At 66.5% G+C, this 23,720-nt stretch carries 15 protein-coding genes; 7 read left to right on the plus strand and 8 right to left on the minus strand.

Going from position 1 to position 23,720, the window contains the following annotated elements; all coding sequences use genetic code 11:
• Nucleotide 1: 1 nt before the first annotated feature.
• Together FHR22_RS21810 and FHR22_RS21815 are read left to right on the plus strand one after the other, a co-directional pair.
• Nucleotides 2-1,405: an FAD-binding oxidoreductase gene (locus FHR22_RS21810; protein ID WP_166946322.1), complete on the plus strand. Its 1,404-nt coding sequence runs from the start codon at nt 2-4 to the stop codon at nt 1,403-1,405.
• The gene (locus FHR22_RS21815) at nt 1,398-2,816 is read left to right on the plus strand and encodes an FGGY family carbohydrate kinase (protein ID WP_166946324.1); all 1,419 of its coding nucleotides are present in this window, start codon (nt 1,398-1,400) and stop codon (nt 2,814-2,816) included. Before FHR22_RS21810 ends, FHR22_RS21815 begins: the two co-directional genes overlap by 8 nt.
• A gap of 125 nt (nt 2,817-2,941) precedes the next feature.
• Here the strand turns inward: FHR22_RS21815 and FHR22_RS21820 are convergent, their stop codons facing one another.
• Complete coding sequence (locus FHR22_RS21820; protein WP_166946326.1) at nt 2,942-3,778, minus strand: sugar phosphate isomerase/epimerase; 837 nt, start codon at nt 3,776-3,778, stop codon at nt 2,942-2,944.
• A 174-nt stretch (nt 3,779-3,952) separates the two neighbouring features.
• Between FHR22_RS21820 and FHR22_RS21825 the strand changes: the two genes are divergently transcribed.
• Together FHR22_RS21825 and FHR22_RS21830 are read left to right on the plus strand one after the other, a co-directional pair.
• Nucleotides 3,953-5,287: a spinster family MFS transporter gene (locus FHR22_RS21825; protein WP_166946328.1), complete on the plus strand. Its 1,335-nt coding sequence runs from the start codon at nt 3,953-3,955 to the stop codon at nt 5,285-5,287.
• Nucleotides 5,284-6,450: an iron-containing alcohol dehydrogenase gene (locus tag FHR22_RS21830; RefSeq protein WP_208417869.1), complete on the plus strand. Its 1,167-nt coding sequence runs from the start codon at nt 5,284-5,286 to the stop codon at nt 6,448-6,450. Before FHR22_RS21825 ends, FHR22_RS21830 begins: the two co-directional genes overlap by 4 nt.
• A 147-nt stretch (nt 6,451-6,597) precedes the next feature.
• On the opposite strand, the gene FHR22_RS21835 is transcribed toward FHR22_RS21830, so the two are convergent.
• The 4 genes from FHR22_RS21835 to FHR22_RS21850 form a co-directional block, all read right to left on the minus strand.
• Entirely contained in the window at nt 6,598-7,665 is a 1,068-nt protein-coding gene (locus FHR22_RS21835) for an LLM class flavin-dependent oxidoreductase (protein WP_166946330.1), read from the minus strand.
• Complete coding sequence (locus FHR22_RS21840) at nt 7,662-8,564, minus strand: aldo/keto reductase (RefSeq protein ID WP_166946404.1); 903 nt, start codon at nt 8,562-8,564, stop codon at nt 7,662-7,664. Before FHR22_RS21840 ends, FHR22_RS21835 begins: the two co-directional genes overlap by 4 nt.
• Nucleotides 8,565-8,779: 215 nt before the next feature.
• Entirely contained in the window at nt 8,780-10,030 is a 1,251-nt protein-coding gene (locus FHR22_RS21845; RefSeq protein WP_208417870.1) for an MFS transporter, read from the minus strand.
• Nucleotides 10,031-10,195: 165 nt separating this feature from the next.
• The gene (locus FHR22_RS21850) at nt 10,196-11,200 is read right to left on the minus strand and encodes a LacI family DNA-binding transcriptional regulator (protein ID WP_166946332.1); all 1,005 of its coding nucleotides are present in this window, start codon (nt 11,198-11,200) and stop codon (nt 10,196-10,198) included.
• 157 nt (nt 11,201-11,357) lie between these two features.
• On the opposite strand from FHR22_RS21850, the gene FHR22_RS21855 reads away from it, so the two are divergent.
• Complete coding sequence (locus tag FHR22_RS21855; RefSeq protein WP_425057487.1) at nt 11,358-12,455, plus strand: YeiH family protein; 1,098 nt, start codon at nt 11,358-11,360, stop codon at nt 12,453-12,455.
• A 94-nt stretch (nt 12,456-12,549) separates the two neighbouring features.
• On the opposite strand, the gene FHR22_RS21860 is transcribed toward FHR22_RS21855, so the two are convergent.
• Nucleotides 12,550-17,907 (minus strand): autotransporter domain-containing protein, encoded by a 5,358-nt coding sequence (locus FHR22_RS21860; protein WP_166946334.1) that lies wholly within the window; start codon nt 17,905-17,907, stop codon nt 12,550-12,552.
• A 341-nt stretch (nt 17,908-18,248) separates the two neighbouring features.
• On the opposite strand from FHR22_RS21860, the gene FHR22_RS21865 reads away from it, so the two are divergent.
• The gene (locus tag FHR22_RS21865) at nt 18,249-20,498 is read left to right on the plus strand and encodes a sensor histidine kinase (protein ID WP_166946337.1); all 2,250 of its coding nucleotides are present in this window, start codon (nt 18,249-18,251) and stop codon (nt 20,496-20,498) included.
• On the opposite strand, the gene FHR22_RS21870 is transcribed toward FHR22_RS21865, so the two are convergent.
• Both FHR22_RS21870 and FHR22_RS21875 read right to left on the minus strand, forming a co-directional pair.
• Nucleotides 20,484-21,101 (minus strand): response regulator, encoded by a 618-nt coding sequence (locus FHR22_RS21870; protein ID WP_166946339.1) that lies wholly within the window; start codon nt 21,099-21,101, stop codon nt 20,484-20,486. The two genes, FHR22_RS21865 and FHR22_RS21870, sit on opposite strands and share 15 nt — an antisense overlap.
• 112 nt (nt 21,102-21,213) lie before the next feature.
• Nucleotides 21,214-21,864: an FABP family protein gene (locus FHR22_RS21875; protein ID WP_166946341.1), complete on the minus strand. Its 651-nt coding sequence runs from the start codon at nt 21,862-21,864 to the stop codon at nt 21,214-21,216.
• Nucleotides 21,865-22,024: 160 nt separating this feature from the next.
• Here FHR22_RS21875 and FHR22_RS21880 point away from each other — a divergent pair, with 160 nt between their 5' ends.
• Nucleotides 22,025-23,716, plus strand: a complete 1,692-nt coding sequence (locus tag FHR22_RS21880; RefSeq protein ID WP_166946343.1) for an N-acyl-D-amino-acid deacylase family protein — start codon at nt 22,025-22,027, stop codon at nt 23,714-23,716.
• The last annotated feature ends 4 nt before the right edge of the window (nt 23,717-23,720 follow it).

Here is a 23,720-nt window from a genome sequence, read left to right on the forward strand (position 1 = left end):
AATGAGTTCGATTGCCGAAGCCCTTGCCAACGTCATCGGCGCCGACCGCGTCGCGAGCGATGCCGACGCGCGACAAGCGCGGCGCTATGACCAGTGGGCGGTCAAGCACTTGCGCGACTGGCGCGGCGAAACGGTGCCCGCACCGGGATGCGTCGTGCGGCCGCAGTCGGTCGAGGATGTGCAGAGGGTCGTGCGGCTGGCTGCGGAGAAGCGCGTGCCGCTGATCCCCTATGGCCTTGGCAGCGGAGTGTGCGGCGGGATCGAGCCCACGCCCGATGCGATCCTGCTCGACATGAGCAGCATGAACCGCGTGCGCACCATCGACGGCGACGATTTGCTCGCGAGCTTCGATGCCGGTTTGAACGGCATGGAAGCCGAGGAAGCGGTCGCGGCGCACGGGCTGACGATCGGTCACTGGCCGCAGTCGATCGCGATCAGCAGTGTCGGCGGCTGGGTCGCGACGCGCGCGTCGGGGCAGTTTTCGACCGCTTACGGCAATATCGAGGATATCATCCATTCGATCGAGGCGGTGCTGCCGAACGGCGAACTGGTAACGCTGGGCAAGGCGGTGCGCGCCGCCGCTGGGCCGGATTTGCGGCATCTGCTGATGGGCGCCGAAGGGACGATGGGGGTAATCACCGGCGTGACCTTCTCGCTGCGCGCCAAGGCGCCGCACCGCGACTACAGCATCTTCTATGCGAACGATATGCGCGCCGGGTTCGAGGCGCAGCGGCAGATCGTGCGCGCCGATTGGCGCCCGCCGGTGATGCGCCAGTATGACGGGCGCGAGGTGCGGCGGCTGTTCCGCGACTATGAGCAGGGCGGCAAGGCGATGCTGCTGATGGTCCACGAGGGACCGAAAGCTCGAGTCGATGCCGAGCTGGCGGCGGTGCACGAAATCTGCGCGAGCGCGGGGCTCGAAGCGGGCGATCCGATGGCGGCGAAGCAGTGGATCGAAAAGCGCAATCATGTGCCGAGCTGGCGCGACATGTTCGAGCGCGGTTATGTCGCCGACACAGTCGAGATTTCGGGGCGCTGGAGCGAGATCGGCGCGATCTATGACGCCAGCATCGCGGCGCTCAACGAAATTCCCGGCGTGATCAACGCGTCGGCGCACAGCAGCCATGTCTATCGGTCGGGCATCAACCTCTATTTCAGCTTCGCGGCGACGTTCGAGGACAGCGCGAAGATGGAGCCCGCCTATTTCGCCGGCTGGCGCGCGATCATGGAAGCGACCGCGAAGCATGGTGGCGGGGTCGCGCACCATCATGGCGCGGGGCGGCTGAGGAAGCCGTATCTGCACCATGATCTGGGCGAGAGCGGCGTTGCGTTGCTGCGGCGGGTGAAGGATTGCCTCGATCCGGAAGGGATCATGAACCCGGGCAATCTGATACCCGATGCCTGAGTTGTTGCTCGCGCTCGACGCGGGCACGACGGGCGCCCGCGCCATGCTGGTCGACCCGGCGGGCGCGGTGCTGGGCGTCGATAAATGGCCGATCGCGAGCCATTTCCCTGCCCCCGGGCTGGTCGAGCAGGACGCGGCCGGGGTCTGGACTATCTGCCGGGCGGTGATCGACGGCGCGCTGGCGGCGGCGGGACGCAGCATCGCCGATGTTGCCGCGATCGGCGTGACGACACAGCGCGCAAGCATCGTGCTGTGGGATCGCGCCACCGGCGAGCCGGTCGCACCGATGCTCGTGTGGAGCGACCTGCGCGGAATGGACGAATATAAGCGTCTTCGCGCGGCGGGCTTCGCTGGATGGCCGCAGGTGCCTTCGGCAAAGTTGCCCGCAGCGATTGCGCTGTCGGGGTGCGATCCCGGCGGGCTGCAATGGGGAACGCTCGATAGCTGGCTGACTTACAAGCTTAGCGGCGCGCATGTCACCGATGCCTCGGCGGCCTGGCTGACGGGCTATTATGATTATGCGAATGGCGCCGGATGGGATGCTGCCTTGGTCGCCCACCAGAAGCTGCCTGCAGCCATGTTCCCGGCGCAGGTCGAAAGCTGGGGCGCGATTGCGACAAGCGATCCGGCGGTACTCGGCGCGCGGGTGCCGATCACCGCGCTGATCGCCGACCAGGAGGCCGCGATGGTCGCGCATGGCGCGCTGGAGCGCGGCGACTGGAAGGCGACCTATGGCACGTCGGGGGTGCTGATGGCGGGGACGGGCGCGGTGCCCGAGACGATCCACAGCAGCATGCCCGCCGAGGCGCTGGCCTTTGCGGGCGGGAAGCCGCGGTTTTGCGTTGAGGGGATGGTGATCACCACCGGATCGATGATCGAGTGGCTGTGCGGCGGGCTGGGGCTGTTTGCATCGCCCGCTGCGATGGAAGCGGCGGCAGCTTCGGTGAGCGATGCGGGAAAAGTCGTGGTGCGACCGTCGCTTGCGGGGATGGGCGCGCCGCATGGCAAGTTCGAGGCGCGCGGGTTGATCGCCGGGCTGAGCTTTGCCGACGGACCGGGGCAGGTCGCGCGCGCGGCGTTGCAAGGGATCGCGTTCCGCTTTCGCGAGATTGCGGACGTGATTGCGACGGCGCTGCCGGTGCCCGAGGCGCTGCCCGTCGCGGGCGGGCTGTCGGCGAGCGAGACGCTGATGCAGTTGCAGGCCGACGCCTTGCAGCGGCCGGTGCGGCGCCATGCGGTACGCGAGGCGAGCGCCTATGGCGCCGCACTCGCGGCGGGGATGGGTGCGGGCCTGTTCGGGACAGGCGATCTGAAGCGGCTGGCGCAATACGATGCCGAGTTTTTGCCGAAGGTCGGTCGCGATGAGGCCGATACTGCGTTTGCGCGCTGGCGGGATGCGGTGGCGGTGTGATGATTCCGCTCTCCCGTGCCCCTGCGAAGGCAGGGGCCCGTTTCCGGACCTCTGGTTGTCGAGCAGCCGGTAATGGGGAACGGATAGGTTTGGTGATGGGCCCCTGCCTTCGCAGGGGCACAGAGTTATATCCCCCCCACCTCGCGCCACAGCCCCCGCACGATGTCGCGCATACGCTGTGCTTCGTCCCAGCGGTTCGTCAGTTCGCTGCCGTCGGGCGCAGTGATCGCGTAAGGGGGAGGCCCGAGTTCGCACATGAAGGTCAGCGCATCATCTGCGCGCGCCTGCTCGAGCCAGAGTTCGAGACCGCGGCGCCACCAAGCGATATGCTGGTCGAGCCAGCCCCGATGTTGCGGCGCATCGAGAGCGACCTGCACCTGATGCGTCGTAGACACGCGGCCATGGAAATTATGGCTCCCCTGCAGGATCGTCTCGATCGCGGCGAGCTGGTCGTCGCGGAGCGGCAGTTCCATCTCGCCCGCGACCGGATAGTGCGACAGGTCGGCGGTGAGCGGAAATCCGGGGCGTTCCTCGAGCAGTTCCAGCGTGAAGAGCAGATCGTTGGTGAGGCGGCCGCGGTGGGTTTCGAACCAGACGGGGAGCGGCGCGTCCTTCGCCGCGGCGACGAGACTGTCGATCAGGCGCAGCGCGGCGCGGAAATCGGCGGTCGGGCCGGCGATCTGGACGTTGAGATGATGCGCGCCGAGCCGCTGCGCCTCGCCGATCCAGTGGGTGAGCTGGTCCGCGTCGTGGACGAGCACCTGCCCTTCCCATGCAAGGCCGAGCGGGTTCATCACGCGCGCGACCCCATCGGTGCGCGCGGTGCGTGCGAGGTTGACGCCGACGCCGTCGAAGCCCGCGGCGACGACCTGGCCGAGCGCTTCGTCGAGGCGGTTTTCGATGTCGAAACCGGGGCATTTGTCGAGGCCCCAGACCGATTGAAGAACGAGCAATTCGGGCATGTCTTCCCTTTCAGACAGCGCTGTCATATCGTGTCGGGCGGGGGAGTCAATTGGCGGCCGAACAAATAGAAAGACCCCGTCATGCCGGGCTTGACCCGGCATCCCGCTTGTCGCGGCGAATGACAGGGCGGGACCCCGGATCAAGTCCGGGGTGACGAATAGAGAGAGGATGAGATGACAACCGAAGCCGCTACTCCGCCCGCCTTGCCGCCAGTGTCATCGGCGTACCGCCGCTATGCGCTGACGGTGCTGCTGATCATCTATATCCTGAACTTCCTCGACCGGCAGATCGTCTCGATCCTCGCCGAGCCGATCAAGAATGAGCTGCACCTCGCCGACTGGCAGCTCGGGGTGATGACGGGGCTGGCCTTTGCGCTTTTCTATACCGTGCTCGGGATTCCGATCGCGCGCTTTGCCGAGACGGGCGACCGGCCGCGGATCATCGCGGTCGCGGCGGGGCTGTGGAGCATCTTCACCGTCACCTGCGGCTTTGCGCAGAATTTCGTCCAGCTCGTGCTGTGCCGTATCGGCGTCGGCATCGGCGAGGCGGGGTGCACGCCGCCAGCGCATTCGCTGATCACCGACTATACGCCGAAGGAGAAGCGCGCGTCGGCGCTCGCCTTCTATTCGCTCGGCATCCCGCTCGGCGGGCTGCTCGGGCTGGCCTTGGGCGGGTTGATTGCCGATGCGTACGGCTGGCGGGCGGCCTTCCTGTTCGCGGGCGCTCCCGGCGTGCTGATGGCGCTGATCGCGTGGACGACCCTGAAGGAACCGCGACGGCAGATGCATGGCGATCTGGCAAGGTTGAAGGCGTCTAGGCCCGACTTCAAAACCGCGATGGCAGAGATCCGCGGCAAGCGGACCTTCTGGCTGATCGCCTTTGCCGCAGCGATCAAGGCGTTCATCGGCTATGGCGCCGCGGCGTTCCTCGCACCCTTCTTCTTTCGCAACCATGCCGCGGAACTGACGCTGATCGCGGGCGATTTCGGGCTGGGGCTGACGGGCTTTCTCGGCGTCGCGCTGGGCGTCGTGCTCGGGCTGACGGGGGCGCTCGGCACATGGATGGGCGGGCAGCTTGCCGACAAATATGGTGCGCGCGATCTGCGCGCCTATGTCGCGATCCCGGCGGTTTCGACCTTCCTCGGCATCCCCTTCTATATCGCGGGACTGATGGCGGATTCGGCAGTGTTCGCGCTGACCATGTTCGCCTTTCCGCCGGTGCTCAACACGCTGTGGTACGGGCCGGGTTTCGCCGCCGTGCAGGGGTTGGTGCGGCCGCAGACGCGCGCGACGGCGTCGGCGGTGCTGCTGTTCATCATCAACCTGCTCGGGCTCGGGCTCGGGCCGCTCGGCGTGGGCGCGGTCAGCGATTTCCTCTCGGGCCCGATGGGGCTAGGGTCGGCGGAAGGCGTGCGCTGGTCGCTGATGATTTTCATCCTCTTCGGCGCGCTCGCCTCGGCGCTGTTCTGGATGGCGCGCCGTTCGATTCGCGAGGAGATGGTGAGTTGAGTATCGCGAGTATCGCCCTGCCCCGCATCCTGCGCATCGGCGGCGGCGCGTCGAAGCAATTGGCCGAGGTGCTTGGCGCGCTGGGTCTGGCGCGGCCGTTGATCGTGACCGATAGCTGGCTGGTGAGCAGCGGGCGCGTGGCCGAGCTGGTCGATGGGCTGACGGCGGCGGGCATCGCTTCGCGCGTGTTTGCCGAAACGGTGCCCGACCCCACGGTGGCGTCGATCGACGCGGGGGTGGCGTATCGGCTGGAGGGCGACCACGACTGCGTCGTCGGATTTGGCGGCGGCAGCCCGCTCGACAGCGCGAAGGCGATTGCGGTGCTCGGCGAGTTCGGCGGCGCGATGGCCGATTACAAGGCACCGCATGTTCAGGACGCGCCGGGGCTGCCGGTGATCGCGATCCCGACCACCGCCGGCACGGGGTCGGAGGCGACGCGTTTCACGATCATCACCGACGAGACGACCGACGAGAAGATGCTGTGCCCGGGGCTCGCCTATCTGCCCGTCGCGGCGCTGGTCGATTATGCGCTGACCTTTACCAAGCCGGTGCGGCTGACCGCCGATACGGGGATCGATTCGCTGACGCACGCGATCGAGGCTTATGTGTCGAAGCGCGCGAACCCGTTCAGCGACGGCATGGCCTTGCTCGCGATGCGGGCGATTGCGCCGAATTTGCGCCGCGTGTGCAGCGACCCGATGGACGCCGCGGCGCGCGAGGCAATGATGCTGGGCGCGACACAGGCGGGGATCGCTTTTTCGAACAGTTCGGTCGCGCTGGTGCACGGGATGAGCCGGCCGATCGGCGCGCATTTCCATGTGCCGCACGGGCTGTCGAACGCGATGCTGCTGCCCGCGGTCACCGCTTGGTCGGCGCCCGCGGCGCTGCATCGCTATGCCGATTGCGCGCGGGCGATGGGGGTGGCCGACGAAGCCGAGGGCGACCAGTCGGCGGTGGCGCGGTTGCTCGATGAGCTGGCGGCATTGAACCGCGAACTCGCGGTGCCGGGCCCCGCGGCATGGGGCATCGACGCGGCGCGCTGGGACGCGCTGGTCCCGACGATGTGTGCGCAGGCGGCGGCGTCGGGCTCACCGGCGAACAATCCGCGGGTGCCCGATGCGGAGGAGATGGCGATGCTCTATGCGCAGGTGTGGGCTGGATAATATCTTTTGTTCATCAACAGGTAAGCCGCACGCTGCTTAAGGGCGCGTGCCCCGTCTCCTTCTCTCCTACGTCTCAAACGTGGAGGCGGGGTATCCCCTTCCACAACCATCGTCATTGCGAGCGAAGCGAAGCAATGACGAAGAGGGTCAGAGTATCAACGGCCCGTGCTTCATCTTCGGCAGCACATGGCGCGCGAAGAGGTCGGCTTCGGCCGCGTGCGGGTAGCCCGAGAGGATGAAGGCTTCGATGCCCAGGTCCTGATAGCGGTTCAGCTTCGCGAGCACCTGATCGGGATCGCCGACGATCGCGGCGCCGCAGCCCGAGCGGGCGCGGCCGACGCCGGTCCAGAGATTATCCTCGACATAGCCGTCGTCGGAGGCGGCTTCGCGCAAGGCGACCTGCGCGTTGACCCCGAACGACTGCGAGTCGAGCGACTTGGCCTTGATCTCGGCACCTTTCGCGGCGTCGAGTTTCGAGAGCAGGCGGTCGGCGGCGGTGCGCGCTTCGCTTTCGGTGTCGCGGACGATCATATGCGCGCGATAGCCGAATTTGAGCGTGCGGCCGTAGGCGGCGGCCCGCTTGGTCATATCCGCGATGATCTCCTTCACCACCTCTTCGCGGTCGGGCCACATCAGGAAGACGTCGCAGCCCTTTGCGGCGGCGTCGCGCGCGGCGGGCGAGAGGCCGCCGAAATAGAGCGGCGGCGCCTTGCCCGACACCATGCCGACGCGCGGCGGTTCGAGCTTCAGCTGCCAGAACTCGCCGTCATGGTCGAGCGCCTCGCCATTGAGCAAAGTCTTCAGGATATGCATCGCCTCGACCGTGCGGCGATAGCGCGGTTCGGAGTCCATCGTCTCGCCCGGCATGTCGGAGGAGATGATGTTGACCGTCAGCCGGCCGCCGAGGATCTGGTCGATCGTCGCGATCTGGCGCGCGAGCTGCGGCGGCCAGCTTTCGCCGATGCGCACCGCCATCAGCAAGCGGATGTTCTTGACCATCGTCGCGATCGCCGCGGCGAAGGCGGTGGTGTCGATGCCGAGCACATAGCCCGACGGCAGCAGGATATTGTCGAACCCCAAGGTATCGGCCTGCACCACGATGTCGCGGCAATGTTCCCAGCTCGACTTGAGCATCGGGTCGGGAACCCCCAGAAATTCATAGTCGTCGTCGCAGAGCGCCGAAAACCAGCTGACTTCGCACGAGCGGTCGGTCATGGCAGATTCTCCCCCATCGATACCTGCAGCACCGCATACCATTCGGCGCGCGTCCAGCGCGGCGCCAAGGCCTGCGGAATTTCACGGATACGTTCGACATTCTGTGTGCCGACGATCGGGATCGGGCGCGCGGGATGCGCCATCACCCAGCTGTAGGTCGCGGCGGCGCGCGAGACGCCATATTCGGCGGCTTTCGCGTCGAGCAGTCCGGCGACTGCGCGCGTGCGCTCGTCGGCCGGATCGCCAAGCCGGCCGCCGCCGAGCGGCGACCAGGCGAGGAAACGCATCCCCTCCGCCATCGACTGGTCGAAGATGCCGTCGAACAGCGGGGCGAGGTGAAGCGGCGAAAATTCGCTCTGATGGCTGACCACCGGAACGGGCAGGAATTTGGCGAGCGCCGCGGTTTGTGCGGGCGTGAAGTTAGAGACGCCGATCGCGCCGATCTTGCCCGCCCGGTGGGCATCCTCGAGCGTCCGCGCGCTTTCCTGCGGGTGGGTGAGCAGGTCGGGACGGTGGATCTGCCACAGCTCGACATGGTCGGTGCGCAGGCGCCGGAGCGAGATGTCGATCGCCGAGGTCAGGTAGGCTGCGCTGCTGTCATAAGGTACGCCGAGGATGATCCCGCCCTTGGTCGCGAGGACCATCTTGTCACGCAGGCCGGGCGCCTCGGCGAAGACGTCGCCGAGCAGCGCCTCGGCCGAGCCGAAGCCGCCGGGGGTGTCGCAGCCATAGATGTCGGCGGTGTCGAACAGCGCGACGCCCGCCTCGAACGCCGCGTCTATCCGGGCGCGTGCCATGGCGACGTCGATGCCGGCGAAGCGCCACATGCCCCAGGCGATGGGCAAAACCTCATGACCGGCGAGGGTCATATGGGCGGGAGCGGGTAGAAAATCTGACATCGCTGTCATATACTCCAATTGTTGGCTGAATGGAAGCGAGTTTGTTCCGGTTGTGCAAAGTTTAGGATGCCTGGAGGGCTATTATTTCGTCTTCTTTGCGCCTTCGCGCCTTTGCGTGAGATTTCGATATTTCACGCAACGCCGCGAAGGCGCAAAGAAGGTCGAAAAGGCTGGATCCCCGCTTTCGCGGGAATGACAAAGGGTAGGTGTCGGCTTCAATGCGCCAGCACCTGCACGTCGCCATCCTCCCCCTCATCGACCGCGACGATGCGCGGCAGGATGAGGTGGATCGCGGCGAGCGCGACGAGATAGGTGACGGCGCAGACGAGGAACATCGGCAGATATCCCCGGCCCGTATCGAGCGACCAGCCCGCGAACTCGATCATCGCCATGCCCGACAGATTGCCGGCGAAGGCGCCGATGCCGATCGCCGAACCGACGATGCGCGCGGGGAAGACGTCGGTGGTGAGGCCGAAGAGATTGGTCGAAAAGCCCTGATGCGCGAACAGCGCAAGGCCGAGGATCATCGCGGCGGTCCAGGCGCTGTCGACGCCGACGAGCAGGGGCACGGGCAGGATGAGCAGCGCGTAGATCAGCATCGTCGTCTTGCGCGCGGCGTTCACGCTCCAGCCGCGGCGGCCCATCAGATAGGACGGCAGATAACCACCGGTGATGCCGCCCAATGCCGCCATGAAATAGACGAAGGCGACGGGCAAGCCCAGCGTGCCCTGCGTCAGCCCGAAGACGCGGTGGAACAGATCGGGCATGAAGAAGAGCAGGAACCACCACACCTGATCGGTGAGCGCCTTGCCGAGGATCACCGCCCATTGGCGGCGGTCGCGGAGCAGGCTGCTCCACGCGATCTTCGGCGCGGCGGCATCGCGCGCGGCGTTGGGCTGTTCGGGAATGCGGACCGCGAGCCAGACGACCACCCAGACGAGCCCGAGGCCGCCGGCGATCAGGAAGGTCGCCTGCCAGCCCCACATCAGCGCCATCAAGGGGATGAGCAAGGGCGTCAGGATCGCGCCGACGTTCGGCGCGATGCCGCCGAGGCCGAGGACGAAGCTGCGTTCCTTGGCGTTGAAATAGGTCGCGGCGGTCTTCACCGCGGCCGGGGTACCAATCGATTCGGCGGCACCGAGGACCGCCCGCGAGGTGACGAAGCCGGCGACGGTCGAGGCGAAGGCATGCGCCATGCCCGCGAGGCTCCACACGCCAACGCCGATCGCAAAGCCCCAGCGCAGCCCGACCTTGTCGATGAACCAGCCGGTGCCGAGGAACGCCAGCGCGGCGGCAAACTGGAAAGCCGAGGCCATATGGCTGTAATCGCGATCGGTCCAGTCGAACTCGGCCTGCAGGGTCGGCTTCAGCAGCGCGAGAATCTGGCGGTCGACATAGTTGAGGACGATCGCGATGAAGACGAGCCCCACCAAAAGCCAGCGGCGTCTGTCGGCGATTTGCGCCAAGATCGTCTCTCCCCGAATCTATCTGTCGTGTGGATAAGATAACGTTGTCATATCGGAATGGACAGCGAAATCTTCGTCGCCCCCGCGAAGGCGGGGGCCGCTGGAGGAATTGTCCAGCATCGCTGCGTCAACCGACAACGGCCCCCGCCTTCGCGGGGGCGACGACTATGCGCGCGGCCCCGCCGTCGACCCCCGTACGATCAGTTCATGCGGAAGCTGCCGCCGCTCGATCGTCTCGCCGAATTCGAGCAACAGGTCGGCGGCAGCATAGCCGAGGTCGCGGATCGGCTGGCGGATCGTCGTCAGCGACGGCCAGACGACCTGCGCCAGATCGGTGTCGTCGAAACCCGCGACCGAAAGCTGGCCCGGCACCGATATGCCCTTGCGGTGCGCCGCGGCCAGCACCCCCGCAGCCATTTCGTCACTGCTCGCGAAGATTGCGGTCGGCGGTTCGGGCAGCGCGAGCAGCGCCTCGGCGGCGGCAGTGCCCGACTGGAAATCGAACTGGCCGGGGTGAACGAGCGCCGCGTCAAAGCCGATGCCCGCGCGCTGGAGCGCTTGCCGGTAACCGGTCAGGCGCTGGCCGCTGGCGAAATAATTGGCGTGGCCGGTGACCAGCCCGATCCGGCGATGGCCGAGCGAGATGAGGTAGGCCGTCATGTCGTCGGCGGCCTGGACATTGTCGATGTAAACCGCCGAGGTTGCGGTGAGATCGGTGCCCGGCTGGACACGCACGACGGGAATCTTGCGGCGGAACAGCTCGGCAAGCGCGGTGCCGACGTCGGTGACCGGGGGGGTCATGATGATCCCGTCGAGCTGCGCCTGATCGATCAGCGCCCCGATGTCATCGACGAGGCCGGGCGAGTTGATGTCGCACGGCTGGACGATCATGCGAAAGTCCGCCTCGCGGCAGCGCTGCCCGACGCCGGCCTGCATGTTGAAGATGTAATAGGGGCTGGGATTGTCGTGGATCAGCCCGATCTGGAACGACCGCCGCCCGGCGAGCGTGCGCGCGGCGAGGCTCGGGTGATAGTTGAGGCGCGCGACCGCTTCCTCGACCTTTTGCCGCATGTCGTCACTGACATAACGTTCCTTGTTGAGCACGCGCGACACGGTCTTGATCGACACGCCGGCGACGCGCGAGACATCCTTGATCGTCGCCCGGGTCATGCGCGCAAACGCTCCGCACCCGGCTGGCAAATCCCTGTCACGGCTGTATATCTCCCCGCTCGGCCTGCTGACCACGCTGTCTGCTTTGGCCCGTCGCGCACTGCACCGCAAGAGAAGCCTTGCGCGTTCGCCCCGCTTGACGATATGGCGCGATCTTATGACAGCGCTGGACAGAAATGACGGGACCTCGATGCGCCACGCGCATTGGAACAATCTGCCGAGCGGCGGTGATCTGTTCGGCGAACTGCATCTGGCCCGGACGGCGGCGGGGACGGCGCCGAAAGGCAGCTTGTTTCCCGGGCTTGCCGCCTGCGCCGCGGGATCGGCGGCGGCGGCGTGGCTGTCCGACCATTATGGCGTGCCGATCATCCTGCTCGGCCTGCTCGTCGGGCTGGCGCTCAATTTCATCTCGGCCGACGAACGTACGCACCGGGGCCTCGACTTCGCATCGCGCAGCTTCCTGCGGACCGGCATCGTCGTGCTCGGGCTGCAGGTGACCTTCGCGCAGATCGTCGTGCTCGGCCCGGTGCCTTTTGCCTGCCTGCTTGTCGTGATGGCGGTGACGATGGCGGCGGGGCTGGCGGGGGCGCGTGTCGCCGGACAGTCGCCCTATGCCGGATTGCTCGCGGGCGGCGCGACGGCAATCTGCGGCGCGAGCGCGGCGCTGGCGCTTTATGGCGTGATCGGGCGGCAGCGGCTGCCGCAGGCGCAGTTCGCGCTGACCCTCGTCGGCATTTCTCTCGCCAGCGCGCTCGCGATGACGATCTATCCGATGCTCGCCGTCCATTTCGGGCTCAGCGACGCGCAGGCGGGGTTCCTGATCGGCGCGTCGATCCATGACGTGGCGCAGGCGATCGGCGGCGGCTATGCCTTTTCGGACGCGGCGGGCGCGGGCGCGACGATCGTCAAGCTGGCGCGCGTCGCGCTGCTCGCCCCCGTCGTCGCGCTGGTGAGCCTGCTGCTGAAGCCCGAGGGTGGCGACGCCCGGATCTGGCGCCGCCTCGCGCTGCCCTGGTTCATCCTCGCCTTCCTGGCGATGGTCACGCTGAACAGCGTCGTCGCGATGCCGGCGGTCGTGCAGGGCTGGGCCCTGACGGCGTCGAAGGCGCTGCTGCTGCTCGCGGTCACCGCAACCGCGATGCGCACCAACCTTGGCCTGCTGATCGGCATGGGCTGGCGCGCCGGGGTTCCTGTCGTCGTCGCGACGCTCGCCAGCTTCGCCGCGTCGCTGCTCTTCGCGCTGCTGGTCGTCTAGGGTCAGGACGCTGGTGGAAATGCGAAGGGGCCGGAACGACGCGTGTCGTTCCGGCCCCGGCTGCACGATCCGCCCCTGATAGGGTCGCTTCTGGTCAGAAAGCGATTCGAGCAGTGACGCGGACGCCGTGGCTGTTGCGGTCCGACGCCAGCGTGCCGGTGTAGGCGGCACCGATGTTGAAGGCGCCGGCGCTGTAATCGAACCCGGCCTCGACCTCCGCCGAATTTTTCGGGATCGGCGAGCCGATGATGCCGAAGGGTGTGCCGCCCGCCGCGAAGCGCGACACCATGATTGCGCCGCGATCGTCGAACGCCCGGTTCCACGCCGCCGAGAGATAGGGCTGGAAGCCCGTTTCGCCGGCGTTGAAGCGCGCTCGCGCGCCGAGGCTGAGGAAGGTGGTCTTCTGGTCGATGTCGGCGACCACCAGCGCGGCGTTGCCGCCCGCTTCGGTGAAGGCTTCGCTGTCGGTCTTGACGTGCGCGAGGCGGGCGAAGGGGGTGATCAATGCCTTGCCCGTCGTCAGGTCGTAGCCGATTTCGCCGAAGATCTGCAGCGTGCTCGCGTCATATTTCGACGTCAGCGTCTGCGCGAACGGCGCCACCGTCACCGCCCGGCTGGTGTCGACGTCGTGCCACGCATAGGTCACCCCGATCGTGCCGCGGAAGCCGCCTTCGGGAGCGCCATAGGTCGCGTGCGCCGCCAGATATTTGCTTTCGACATCGGCGCTGTCACCCCGGCCCTTCGCCTTGAAGTCCGACCCGCCGATCCCCGCCGAGAGCGCCGCGGCAAAGCCGTTGCCGCCATAGCCGATACCGGCGACCAGCCCCTTGTGGTCGGTGTCCATCGCGAGACCGCCGGGCCGCGCGTCGAACTTGCCCCAGCCGCCGAAGGCCGAGCCCCAGACAAAGGCGCCGCTTGCTTCCGGCGCGCGCATGCCCAGCAGCGCGTTCCGAAGGTGGCGGCTGTCGTCGGTAAGGCCGCTGATCGCATTGGCATGGATCTCGCCCGACAGGTCGCCGAAGCTCGTCTGCGCGGTCGCGGCATTCTGGACGAGCACCGCTTCGAACAGCGGATTGTCGATGCCGAGCGACTGGACCGCCCCCGCGACGCTCGCCTGGTTGAAGCCGAGCGCGACGTCGGCGAAATCGATGTCGTTGCGATAAAGCGACAGGGTGACGCTGTTGGCACCGTAACGGAGCAGCGGATCGAGGAACGCAAGGTCGGTGGTCACCGAACCGAAGGTGCCGGTGACGCCCGCCACGCCGGTCAGGATCACATAGTCGGTGCGCGGGTTGTAATCGCCGTCTTCGGCGAGCACCGAAACGCCCGCCGTGGCGGCGATCGTCACCGCGCCCGTCGCGTCGAGCCGGTCGCCCTGCCCCGCGGCGTTGACCTCGACCTCATAGGTCGAGCCCGCGGCGAAGGCGAGGTCGCCGTTCACCGTGAGTCGGCCGATCGAATTGCCCGGTGCGATCGTGCCGCCCGCGGCGACCACCGTCGACCCGACGGTGCCGTTGCCGCCCAGCGTCCCGCCGTCGTTGACGGTGACGTCGGAGACGATCGAGCCGTTGACCGCCAGCTTGCCGCCGTTGACCGCCGTCGGCCCGCTATAGTCGCTATCGCCGGTCAGGTTGAGCGTCCCGTCGCCCGATTTGGTGAACGAGCCGCTGCCCGAGATGGTGCCGCCGAACTGGCTGTCGCCCGCCTGCGCGACGGTCAGGTTGTTTTCGCCCATCTCGACGTTCGAGCCTGCGGCGCCCGCGAGGCCGCCGATCGTCTGGTCCTTGCCGGTGATGTCGAGCGTGCCGCCTTCGCCGAGGTTGAAGTCGGTCGCCGGATCGATCGTGCCGCCGATGCGCACCGCGCCGCCGAGGATGTTGGTGACGCCTTCGAACGCATAGTCGCCCATGAAGGTCAGGACGCTGTCGCCCATCTTGTCGAGCGTGCCGTTGCCCGAGAAGCCGCCGAGGAAGTCATAATCGTCCGAGCGGTTGAAGATGAAGCGGCCGTTGTTGACGAGGTCGCCCGCGAAATTGCCCTCGGTCCCGCCCGCGCCGAGCTGGAAGAAGCCGTCGCCCTCGGTGGTCACGCCGCCAAGCAGCGTGCCGGTGAGGATGAGGCCGCCGTTCGAGACGGTGGTGCCGCCCAGATGCGCGAAGCTGTCGGTGTCGAGCGTGAAGACGCCCTCGCCGATCAGCTGGACCGCGCCGGTGCCGGTGACCGACAGCTGGCCGAGCCCCGAAACGACGTCGCTCTCGTCGAAATTGACCACCAGCAGGCCATCGTTGGCGATCGCCGGGGTGAAGATCGGGGTCGAGAACAGCCCCTCGTCATATTCGATCTCGTTGACCTGCAACGCGCCGCCCTCGGCAATCGCAACATGGTTGAATTCGCCGACATAGCTTGCGGTCGACCAATAGCCCGCCGCGACGGTCAGCTCCTCGAAACCGACCGCGGCCCCGACCTGCTGCGCCGCGGTGAGGTCCAGAATGTCGCCGTCGAGGATCAGGCTGTCGTTGCCGTCGCCGGCCACCATCGCACCATTGATGACGCTGCCGGTCTGGAGCGTGACGACATCGTCGAAGGCGCCGAGCACGAAGGCGGCGCGTTCGCCTTCGGGGCTGGCGGTCATGCCCGAGATCGTCCCCGAATTGACGAGCGTCGTCGGGCCGGCCGAGAAGATGCCGATGCTGTTGGTGCCCGTGATCGTACCCGCGTTGGTCAGGCTGAGCACGCCGCTTTGGCCGATGACGCCAATGTTGGTGCCGGCGATCGTGCCGCCCGCGGCGTTGACGATCGTCGAACTCGCCGCATTCACGATGACGCTGTTGGTGCCCGCGATGCTGCCGCTGTTTTCGAGCGATGCTTCGGCAAGCGCGCCCTGAAGCGCGACGCCGAAGCCCTGGACGCTGGTGATGCTGCCCGAATTGAGGACCGACGCGGTCGTCACCTCCCCTTCGTCGCCGCTCTGGATCAGCACCCCGCCGGCGAAGCCCGCGATCGCGCCGGCATTGGCGACGCTGCCGCCCCCGCCGCCCGCGACGATCCCGTAACGGGTGCCGGTGACCGTGCCGCCCGCTTCGTTGGCGACCTCCGCCGCGAAGTCGTCGAGCGCCACATCGCCGCGAACGATCTGGATCCCGTCGCCGCCCAGCGATTTGACCGTGCCGCTGTTCGCGACGGTGCCGCCGCCCAGCAGGCGCACGCCGGCGGCGCTTTCGCCGGTGATCGTGCCGCTGTTGACGATGCTGGTCCCGGTCGCTCCGATGACATTCTGGCCAAGCTCCTCATCGAACACCGCAAAGGTGGCGATGCCGGCCGCCGCGCCTGAAATCGTGCCGCTGTTCGTGACGATCGTATCGGCATGGCCGATCGAAATACCGGCATCGAACTGCGTGAAGGTCGCGGCCGTGCCATTGCCGCGGATCGTCCCGGCATTGTCGACCGTCAAGGCGCCGCTGCCGCCGCCATAGATGCCCGAGATCGCACCCTCGATAACGCCGCCGTCTTCGTTGGTCACCAAAAGGTCGGCGAAGGAATTGTGGCCGACCGCGTCGGAGAAATCGCTGGTGATCGTCCCGCTGTTGGTGAGCGTCGCCGCCGCCATGTCGCTGCCGAACCCGACGCCGAAACCATTGTCGTGGCTGCCGCCGAAATCGCCGATGCCCTGGATCGTGCCGGTGTTGACGATATTCGCCGTCAGGCCGCTGCGTTCCTCGCCCGGATCGGTGTTGAGCGCGGTACCCTGAATATAGACGCCGCCCGCGGCGCCGAGGATGGTGCCGTCGTTGACGACGTCGCCGCCCCCCGACAGCACGACACCGAAGCGGCTGCCGATGATCCGACCGTCGGCTTCGTTGGTGACGAGCGCGCTATAATCCTCGCTCGCCTGATCGGGATAGGCGAACATCGACACGCCGTCGGCGCCCGCACCGATCTGGCCGCCGATTTCGCCGCTGTTGGTGACGCTGCCGCCGCCGATCAGGCGGACGCCGTCGTCCGAAAAGCCATAGATGGTGCCGCTGTTGACGACCGTCGTGCCGGTGGCGCGGCCTTCGAGCTGGCCGGTCGCGGGATTATAATAGCTGGCGGTGGTGATCCCGAACCGTTCGCCGGTGATCGTGCCGCTGTTGGTGATCGTGCTGGCACCGCCCGAAATGGTGACCCCGCCGTCGGGCGGCGCGTCGAAACCATCGTACAGGCCGCCGCCATAAATCTCGCCGGCGTTGGTCAGCGTGACACTGCCCAGTTCGACATGGACGCCCGATTGCGCCCCGGTGATCAGGCTGCCTTCGGCATTGTCGATCACCGTCCCGTCGGCCGCCCCCGCCGCATGGACGCCGTCGGCCCCTTGACCGTTGATGACGCCGCTGTTGGTGATCACCGCGCCGGCGGTCAGGATATTGATGCCGTTCTGCGACTGGCTGCGGATCGTTCCGGCATTGTTGACCGTCAGTTTGCTGCTATTCGCCGCGATGGCGTTGCCGCCCGAAGCGATTTCGGCGCCTTCGGCATTGTTGATGACAAGATCGCCGGTCGACTGGCCGATGATACCGATCGCATTGCCGTTGATGATCCCGTCATTGTCGATCGTCGTCGTTTCGAGCGATCCGCCCGCCAGGACGCCGAGGAAGCCGAGGACGACGCCGTCGTTGTCGAGCGTCGCGCTGCGCCCTTGCTGCGCGTCGGTCGCGCCCATGACGATCCCGATGGGGGTGATCCCGGGGGTCGCCGGGTTAAAGCCGCCGGTGCTGCGGATCATGCCTTCGTTCGTGATCGTCCCGCCGCCCTGCAGCACGACGCCGAAGGTCTGGCCTTCGATCAGCCCGTCATCGTTGACGATCGACCCCACCCCCGTCGCGTCCGAAGCGATCGCATCGGGGAATTCGGTGATCGCGACGCCGATGCCCGCGGTGCCGGTGATCGCATTGTTATAGCCCTGGATCACGCCGCCGTCGTTGGTGACGCTGCCGCCGCCGGTCAGTCCGACACCCGCGCCGCCCTCGCCGACGATCTGCCCGCTGTTGACGACCACCGTGCCGGCGGCAAGCGGCTGCGGCGGCAGATTTTCGCCGTCCTCATCCTCGCTGAAGAAATAGGAGGTCGCGATGCCGTTCGAACCGCCCGATATGGTGCCGCCGTTGGTGATGCTCGACCCCGCCTGCGCGATCACCACGCCGCCGCTTGGCCGGCTGTCGGGGCCACCGGGCATGGTGCCGTCGCCGCGGATTTCACCCTGGTTGTCGACGATCACCGGGCCGTTGTCGGCGTAGACGCCGATATCGCCGCCGACGATCACTTCATCCTCGGCCACCGTGATTTCCAGCGGCTCGGGCTGGTCGTTGTGGATACCGAAACTGTCCTGCGCCAAAGCAGCGGGCGCCAGCTGGAGCATCGACAGGCCGGCGATCGCGCTGGTCGCGAGCAGGCGGGATTTGGAAATATTCGTCATGGCTGGATGATCCCCTAGATTCTGCAGACACAGGCAGGGGTTCGCCGGAAAACGCATCAGCGCTTTCCGGCTGGGTACCCCCCACACCCGAATTCAGCGTCCCGTCAACTGTTTGGATGCCCCCGCATCTTTCAGTTTTGTATCGACGGAATAATTGCCGGCACCTCCAACCGTCTACCCAATGTTTTTTAGGGTAATCCCCGATTCACCCGAAAGCGGGGGTTTCGGGTGCGGCGCCTTGCGGCGCGGCCCGGGTCGACGACCGGCCGCGGCGACACCCGATGCTCATCGCGATTGACCTTCGCGGCAGGGTGGGCAAAGCCGTCTGCGGGGCGGGGAATATGCGATACTGGATTGTCTTTCTGGCATTTGTCATCGCGGCGATCGGATCGCCGGCGAAGGCGTCGGCGACGGACATACCCGCGTTCGAACTTCACGCGGGCCGGGATCCGGCACCGGTCGCGCCCTATATCCGCTATTCGAAAGACGTTCCCGATTTCGCGGGGCTGCGGCCCGGTGACCTGGTGGACCGGCCGCTCGAACGCATCAAGGGCGAGACGATCCATTTCGGCCCGCCGGGGGTCAGGACTGCACTGTTTTTGAAGGTCCGGAACGCCGGATCGACGCAAGGCAGCTGGATATTGACGACCGGGCGCGGGTCGCTGAAATTCTTCCGGCTTTACGAGGCGGCGGGCGACCGGTTCGACCTTCGCGTCGACGGCACCGATCCGGAGACGGCGCGGCGCAATCTGGGCACCTATCAGGCGTTCAGTTCCGAACTCGTGCTCGACCCGGGACAGGAGAAGCTGATCCTGATCGAATTCCTGTCCGAAAATTCGACCTATATGCCGCTGAAGATCAGCACCTACGGCACCTTCTTCAAGGAACGGCGATCGAATATTTCGATGGTGTCGGGCGTCGTCATCGGCGCCTTCATCCTGCTGCTGCTCAACTTCCTCTTCTTCTCGATCACCGGGCATCGCGAATTTCTGTGGCTCGCGGTCGCCGAGGGTTTCTTCGCGCTCAACACCGTCCATTCGGAAGGCTATTTCACCATCTTCTTCCTCTACGACAAACCGCTGGTCGGGGTCGCGGTCGAGGATTTCTTCAAATGCGGCTTCGCGGGGGCGATGGCACAATTCTGCCGCGTCTTCGTCAACACCCGGACCAATTTCCCGAAGCGCGACATCGCGCTGAAAGTGCTGATCTTCTGCTCGCTCGCGGTGATGATCCTCCAGCCGGGCCTGTCGCTTTATCCGCCCGGATTGCGCTTTGCGCTCCACGTCGGCGGCTGGCTCGTCGCGATCGCCGTCGCGCTTTTCCTGCCCTTCGTCGGCTTCGCGGCGATGAAGCAGCTTGGCTATCAGCTGTGGCCGCTGTTCGTCGGCTGGGCCAGCCTGGCGCTGTTCATCATCTACGCCGCGATCGCATCGATGGGCTTTTTCACCTGGCTGCCGATCAACTGGCATCTGTCGGGGCCCATCGGGCTGTTCGAATCGGTGATGGTCACCCTCGCGCTGGGGCTCAACCTCAAGAAGATCCAGCGCGACAAGGTCGCTGCGGATTTCAACTATGCCCGGTCGCTGTCGGAACGGCTGGCGATCAGCGAGCGCGCGGCGCGGCTGGCCGAGGAAAAGGCGTTCGCGCTCGCCACCGTCAACAGCCAGAACGCGCTGCTCCACGCGTCGGGGCATGACAGCAAGCAGGTGATCCTGGCGCTCAACACCGCGGTCGACGTGCTCAGGCGCAGCGCCGAACCGGCGGACAATGGCGAGCTGATCGGCATGCTGCAAAGTTCGGCCACCTATTTGAACGAGATCGTATCGACGACGATGTCGGGGGCCAATATCGTCGGCAGCGATTCCGGTTTCGTGGCGCTGAGCAGCTTCAAGGGGCAGGCGCTGGTCGAGCCGCTGATGATGATGTTCCGCACCCCGTTCGCGCGCAAGAATCTGGTGCTCGAAACCGAGGGCGCCGACGATATCACCATCGTCTCGGACAAGCCGCTGTTGATGCGCGCGCTCGCGAACCTGCTCAGCAACAGCTATCAATACAGCGACACCGGCGGCGCCAAGCTGTCGCTGGCGCGCGACGGCGACAGCGCGCTGATCACCATCGCCGATACCGGACGCGGCATGTCCGACGCGGTGCGCAAGGCCCTGAACGCGAGCGAGGCCGCCCGGCTGCGCGCCGACGAGGGGGGCGAGGGGACGGGGTCGGGATTCCATGCGGCGCGGCGGCTGGTCGAAAGCCTGTCGGGAAGGCTGGAAATCCTGTCATCGACGGCGGCGGGCACCATCGTCCGCGTCACTGTCCCGTGCGCCTTCGACAATGTCGCGCCCTGCCAGCCGGAAGAGCTTCAGGCGGCGCTACCGGACTGGGTGATCGTCGATTTCGACCAGCGCCAGACATTCGAGGCCGCGCTTGCGGCCGCCACCCGCCCAGCGGAACGGATCATCGCGCTGACCTATGACGACACCACCGTCACGCGCGGGCGGCTGAGCGAGGTGACCGGGATGATGATGATCAAGCCGCCGTGCCGCGAGCTGATCGGCCATCCGCTGCTGCGCCGTGCATCAGAGCAGGTTTAATTCCTGCGCGCGTTCGACGATCTTGCGGTTGTTGGACACATCGAGCTTGCGCCTGAGTTCGGCGATATGGAACGACACCGTCGGCTGGGCGATCGACAGGCGATAGGAGATTTCCTTGTTGCTTTCCCCCTGCGCCAGATAGTGCAGGATCGCCATCTGGCGCGACGAGAGCGCGACCGGCGGCTGCTGGAACCGGCCCAGCGCCTCGCCGATGAAGGGCGAGATATAGATGTCGCCGGCGAGCGCCGCGTCGCACGCCGCGATGATCTGATCCGACGGATCGGACTTGCTGACGACGGCGCGCGCGCCAAGTTTCAGCGCATAGTCGATTTCGCCGAGGTTGGTCTCGCCGGTCAGGATGATCACCGTCATGTCGCGCGACCCGACGATTTCGGCGAGGATGTTGATCCCGCGCACGTCGGGCATGTTGAGGTCGAGGAGGACGAGATCGACCGGCTGTGACTGGACGAAGGCGCCGACGGTGGCGCCGCGATCGAGCGCGCCGACGACGGTGAAACGCTCATGCGCCGCGAACAGGAGGCGGAGGCCGTTCTGCGTGATCGGATGATCGTCGACGATCAGGATATTGTGCGTCAGACTCATATCGGCGTGCGCTGCCCCCCGGTTGCGACACGGCGGACAATGGATCAGCCCGATCCCATTTTACAACCCGAATAAATCTGGGGTTCCCTTGCCCCGCCAATGCGGTTCGGACTCAGCCTTTCTGCTGTTCACGCACGATCTCAGCGAGCGGATTCGGCCCCGCTTCGCCCACTTTGACCAGATGGTTGCGATCGCGGTGGAGGAAGGGTTCGCTCTGCCCGCGCACCGTCAGCACGGTGTCGGAGACATAGCTCCACGACCCGTCGTCGTGGAAATCGACGGTGATCGTATAGCTGTCGGTGCGGAACGCCTGTTCGAGGAAGGTCGTCGAGCAGATGCCATATTCGCTGGTGCCGCGCGTCGCCTTCAGCTCCAGCCGCATGTCCCCCGCGGCAGCATGGCCGGCGGCGATCGCGACCTGCCCGCGCGGGATCGCGACCGTCTGCAGGACCAGCCCGGTGGCGGGCTCCCACAGCCAGTATCCGACCTGATCGTGGAAGGCGATATCCTCTTCGGGGGTGTTGACATGGACATGATAACGCAGCCCGTAGAAAAGCTGCGGCCCGTTCGCCTGCGGGTCGATCGGGTGCATTTCGATCCGCTCATAATAGGCGCGCTGTTCGGGACCGTCGGCCTTGGGATTGATATCGACGCCGCGATGGCCCTCCCAAATCCCCGCGAGCCGGCTGAGCGGCCCGAGATTGGCGAGCGTATCGGGGGCGACGTCGTCGGGTTCGGTGAAGATATCGTCCGGAATGTCCATGCTGTCTCCGCGCGCAGATTGTGCCCGGCGCCCGCCATAGCAAATTTGGCGTCGCGCAAAAGAGCGTGACGCGCGCCACGACAGGAAGCGCTTGTGATTTTTCGAAAATTCGGATGAAATCGCGGGAACCGCAGGCAGGCAGGCAACAGGGAGACGGATGATGGACGCGAAACGACGGCTAGGGTTTTTGGGCAGCGCGCTGCTGCTGACCGCCTCCGCCACGGCGCTGGCCGCCGAGCCGAGCCATGACGTCGTGATCCGCGGCGGCACCATCTATGACGGATCGGGCGCGCCGGGCGTCGTCGGCGACGTCGCGATCGACAAGGATCGCATCGTCGCGGTCGGCAAGGTGGCGGGCAAGGGCCGCACCGAAGTGTCGGCGGCGGGCATGGCGGTCGCGCCGGGGTTCATCAACATGCTGAGCTGGGCGACCGAATCGCTGATCGCCGACCCCAAAAGCCAGAGCGACATCCGGCAGGGCGTCACATTGGAGGTGATGGGCGAGGGCTGGTCGATGGGGCCGATGAACGCCGCGATGAAGGCCCATGAGACCGAGCGCCAGGGCGACATCAAATATCCGATCGAATGGACCAGCCTCGGCGACTATCTGTCCTATCTCGAAAAGCGCGGCATCGCACCCAATGTCGCGAGCTTCGTCGGCGCCGCGACGGTGCGCGTCCACGAACTGGGCGAGGGCGATGTCGATCCGGACGCGCAGCAGCTGGACCGCATGCGCGCGCTCGTCCGCCAGGCGATGGACGAAGGCGCGCTCGGCGTCGGCAGCTCGCTGATCTACGCCCCCGGATCCTATGCCGAGACCGATGAGCTCGCCGCGCTGATGACCGAGGCGGGGAAATGCGGCGGCATGTATATCAGCCATATGCGGTCCGAGGGCGACCGGGTCGAGGAAGCGGTCGACGAACTGATCGAGATTTCGCGGCGTTCAGGCGCGCCCGCCGAAATCTATCATCTCAAGCTCGGCGGCCGCGCCAATTGGGGCAAGCTGGCGTCGGTCGTCGCAAAGGTCGAGGCGGCGCGCGCCGCGGGGCAGCGGATCACCGCCGATATGTACACCTATACCGCCGGGGCGACCGGGCTCGACGCCGCGATGCCGACCTGGGTGCAGGCGGGCGGGCTCGAGGCATGGATCGAGCGGCTGAAGGACCCAAAGATTCGCGCGCGCGTCGCAGCCGAAATGCAGCAGCCGGGCAGCGACTGGGAAAATCTCTACCTCGGCGCGGGCGCCGACAAGATGATCCTGTCGGGGTTCAAGAATGACGCGCTCAAGCCGCTGACCGGCAAGACGCTCGCGGAGGTCGCGGCGATGCGCGGCAAATCGCCCGAGGAAACCGCGATGGACCTCGTCGTCGAGGACGGCTCGCGCGTCGGGACCGTCTATTTCCTGATGTCGGAGGATAATGTTCGCGCGCAGGTGAAGCTGCCATGGATGAGCTTCGGGTCCGACGCGGCGTCGCAGGCGCCCGAAGGCGTCTTCCTGAAATCGGGGGCGCATCCGCGAACCTATGGCAATGTCGCGCGGCTGCTCGGCCGTTATGTTCGCGACGAAAAGCTGATCACGCTCGCCGATGCGGTGTACCGGCTGACGACGCTGCCCGCGACCAACCTCGGGATCAAGGAGCGCGGCGCGCTGAAGCCCGGCTATTATGCCGACGTCGTCGTCTTCGACCCGGCAAAGGTCGCCGACCGCGCGACCTTTGCCGAGCCGCACCAATATTCGGTCGGGGTTCGCGACGTCTTCGTCAACGGCGTCGCGGTGCTGAAGGACGGCGAACATAGCGGCGCCACCCCGGGGCGCGCGGTACGCGGCGCCGGCTGGGGAAAATGCCGCTGACCCG

The sequence above is a fragment of the Sphingopyxis panaciterrae genome, assembly GCF_011762125.1.
Classification (GTDB): Bacteria; Pseudomonadota; Alphaproteobacteria; order Sphingomonadales; family Sphingomonadaceae; genus Sphingopyxis; species Sphingopyxis panaciterrae.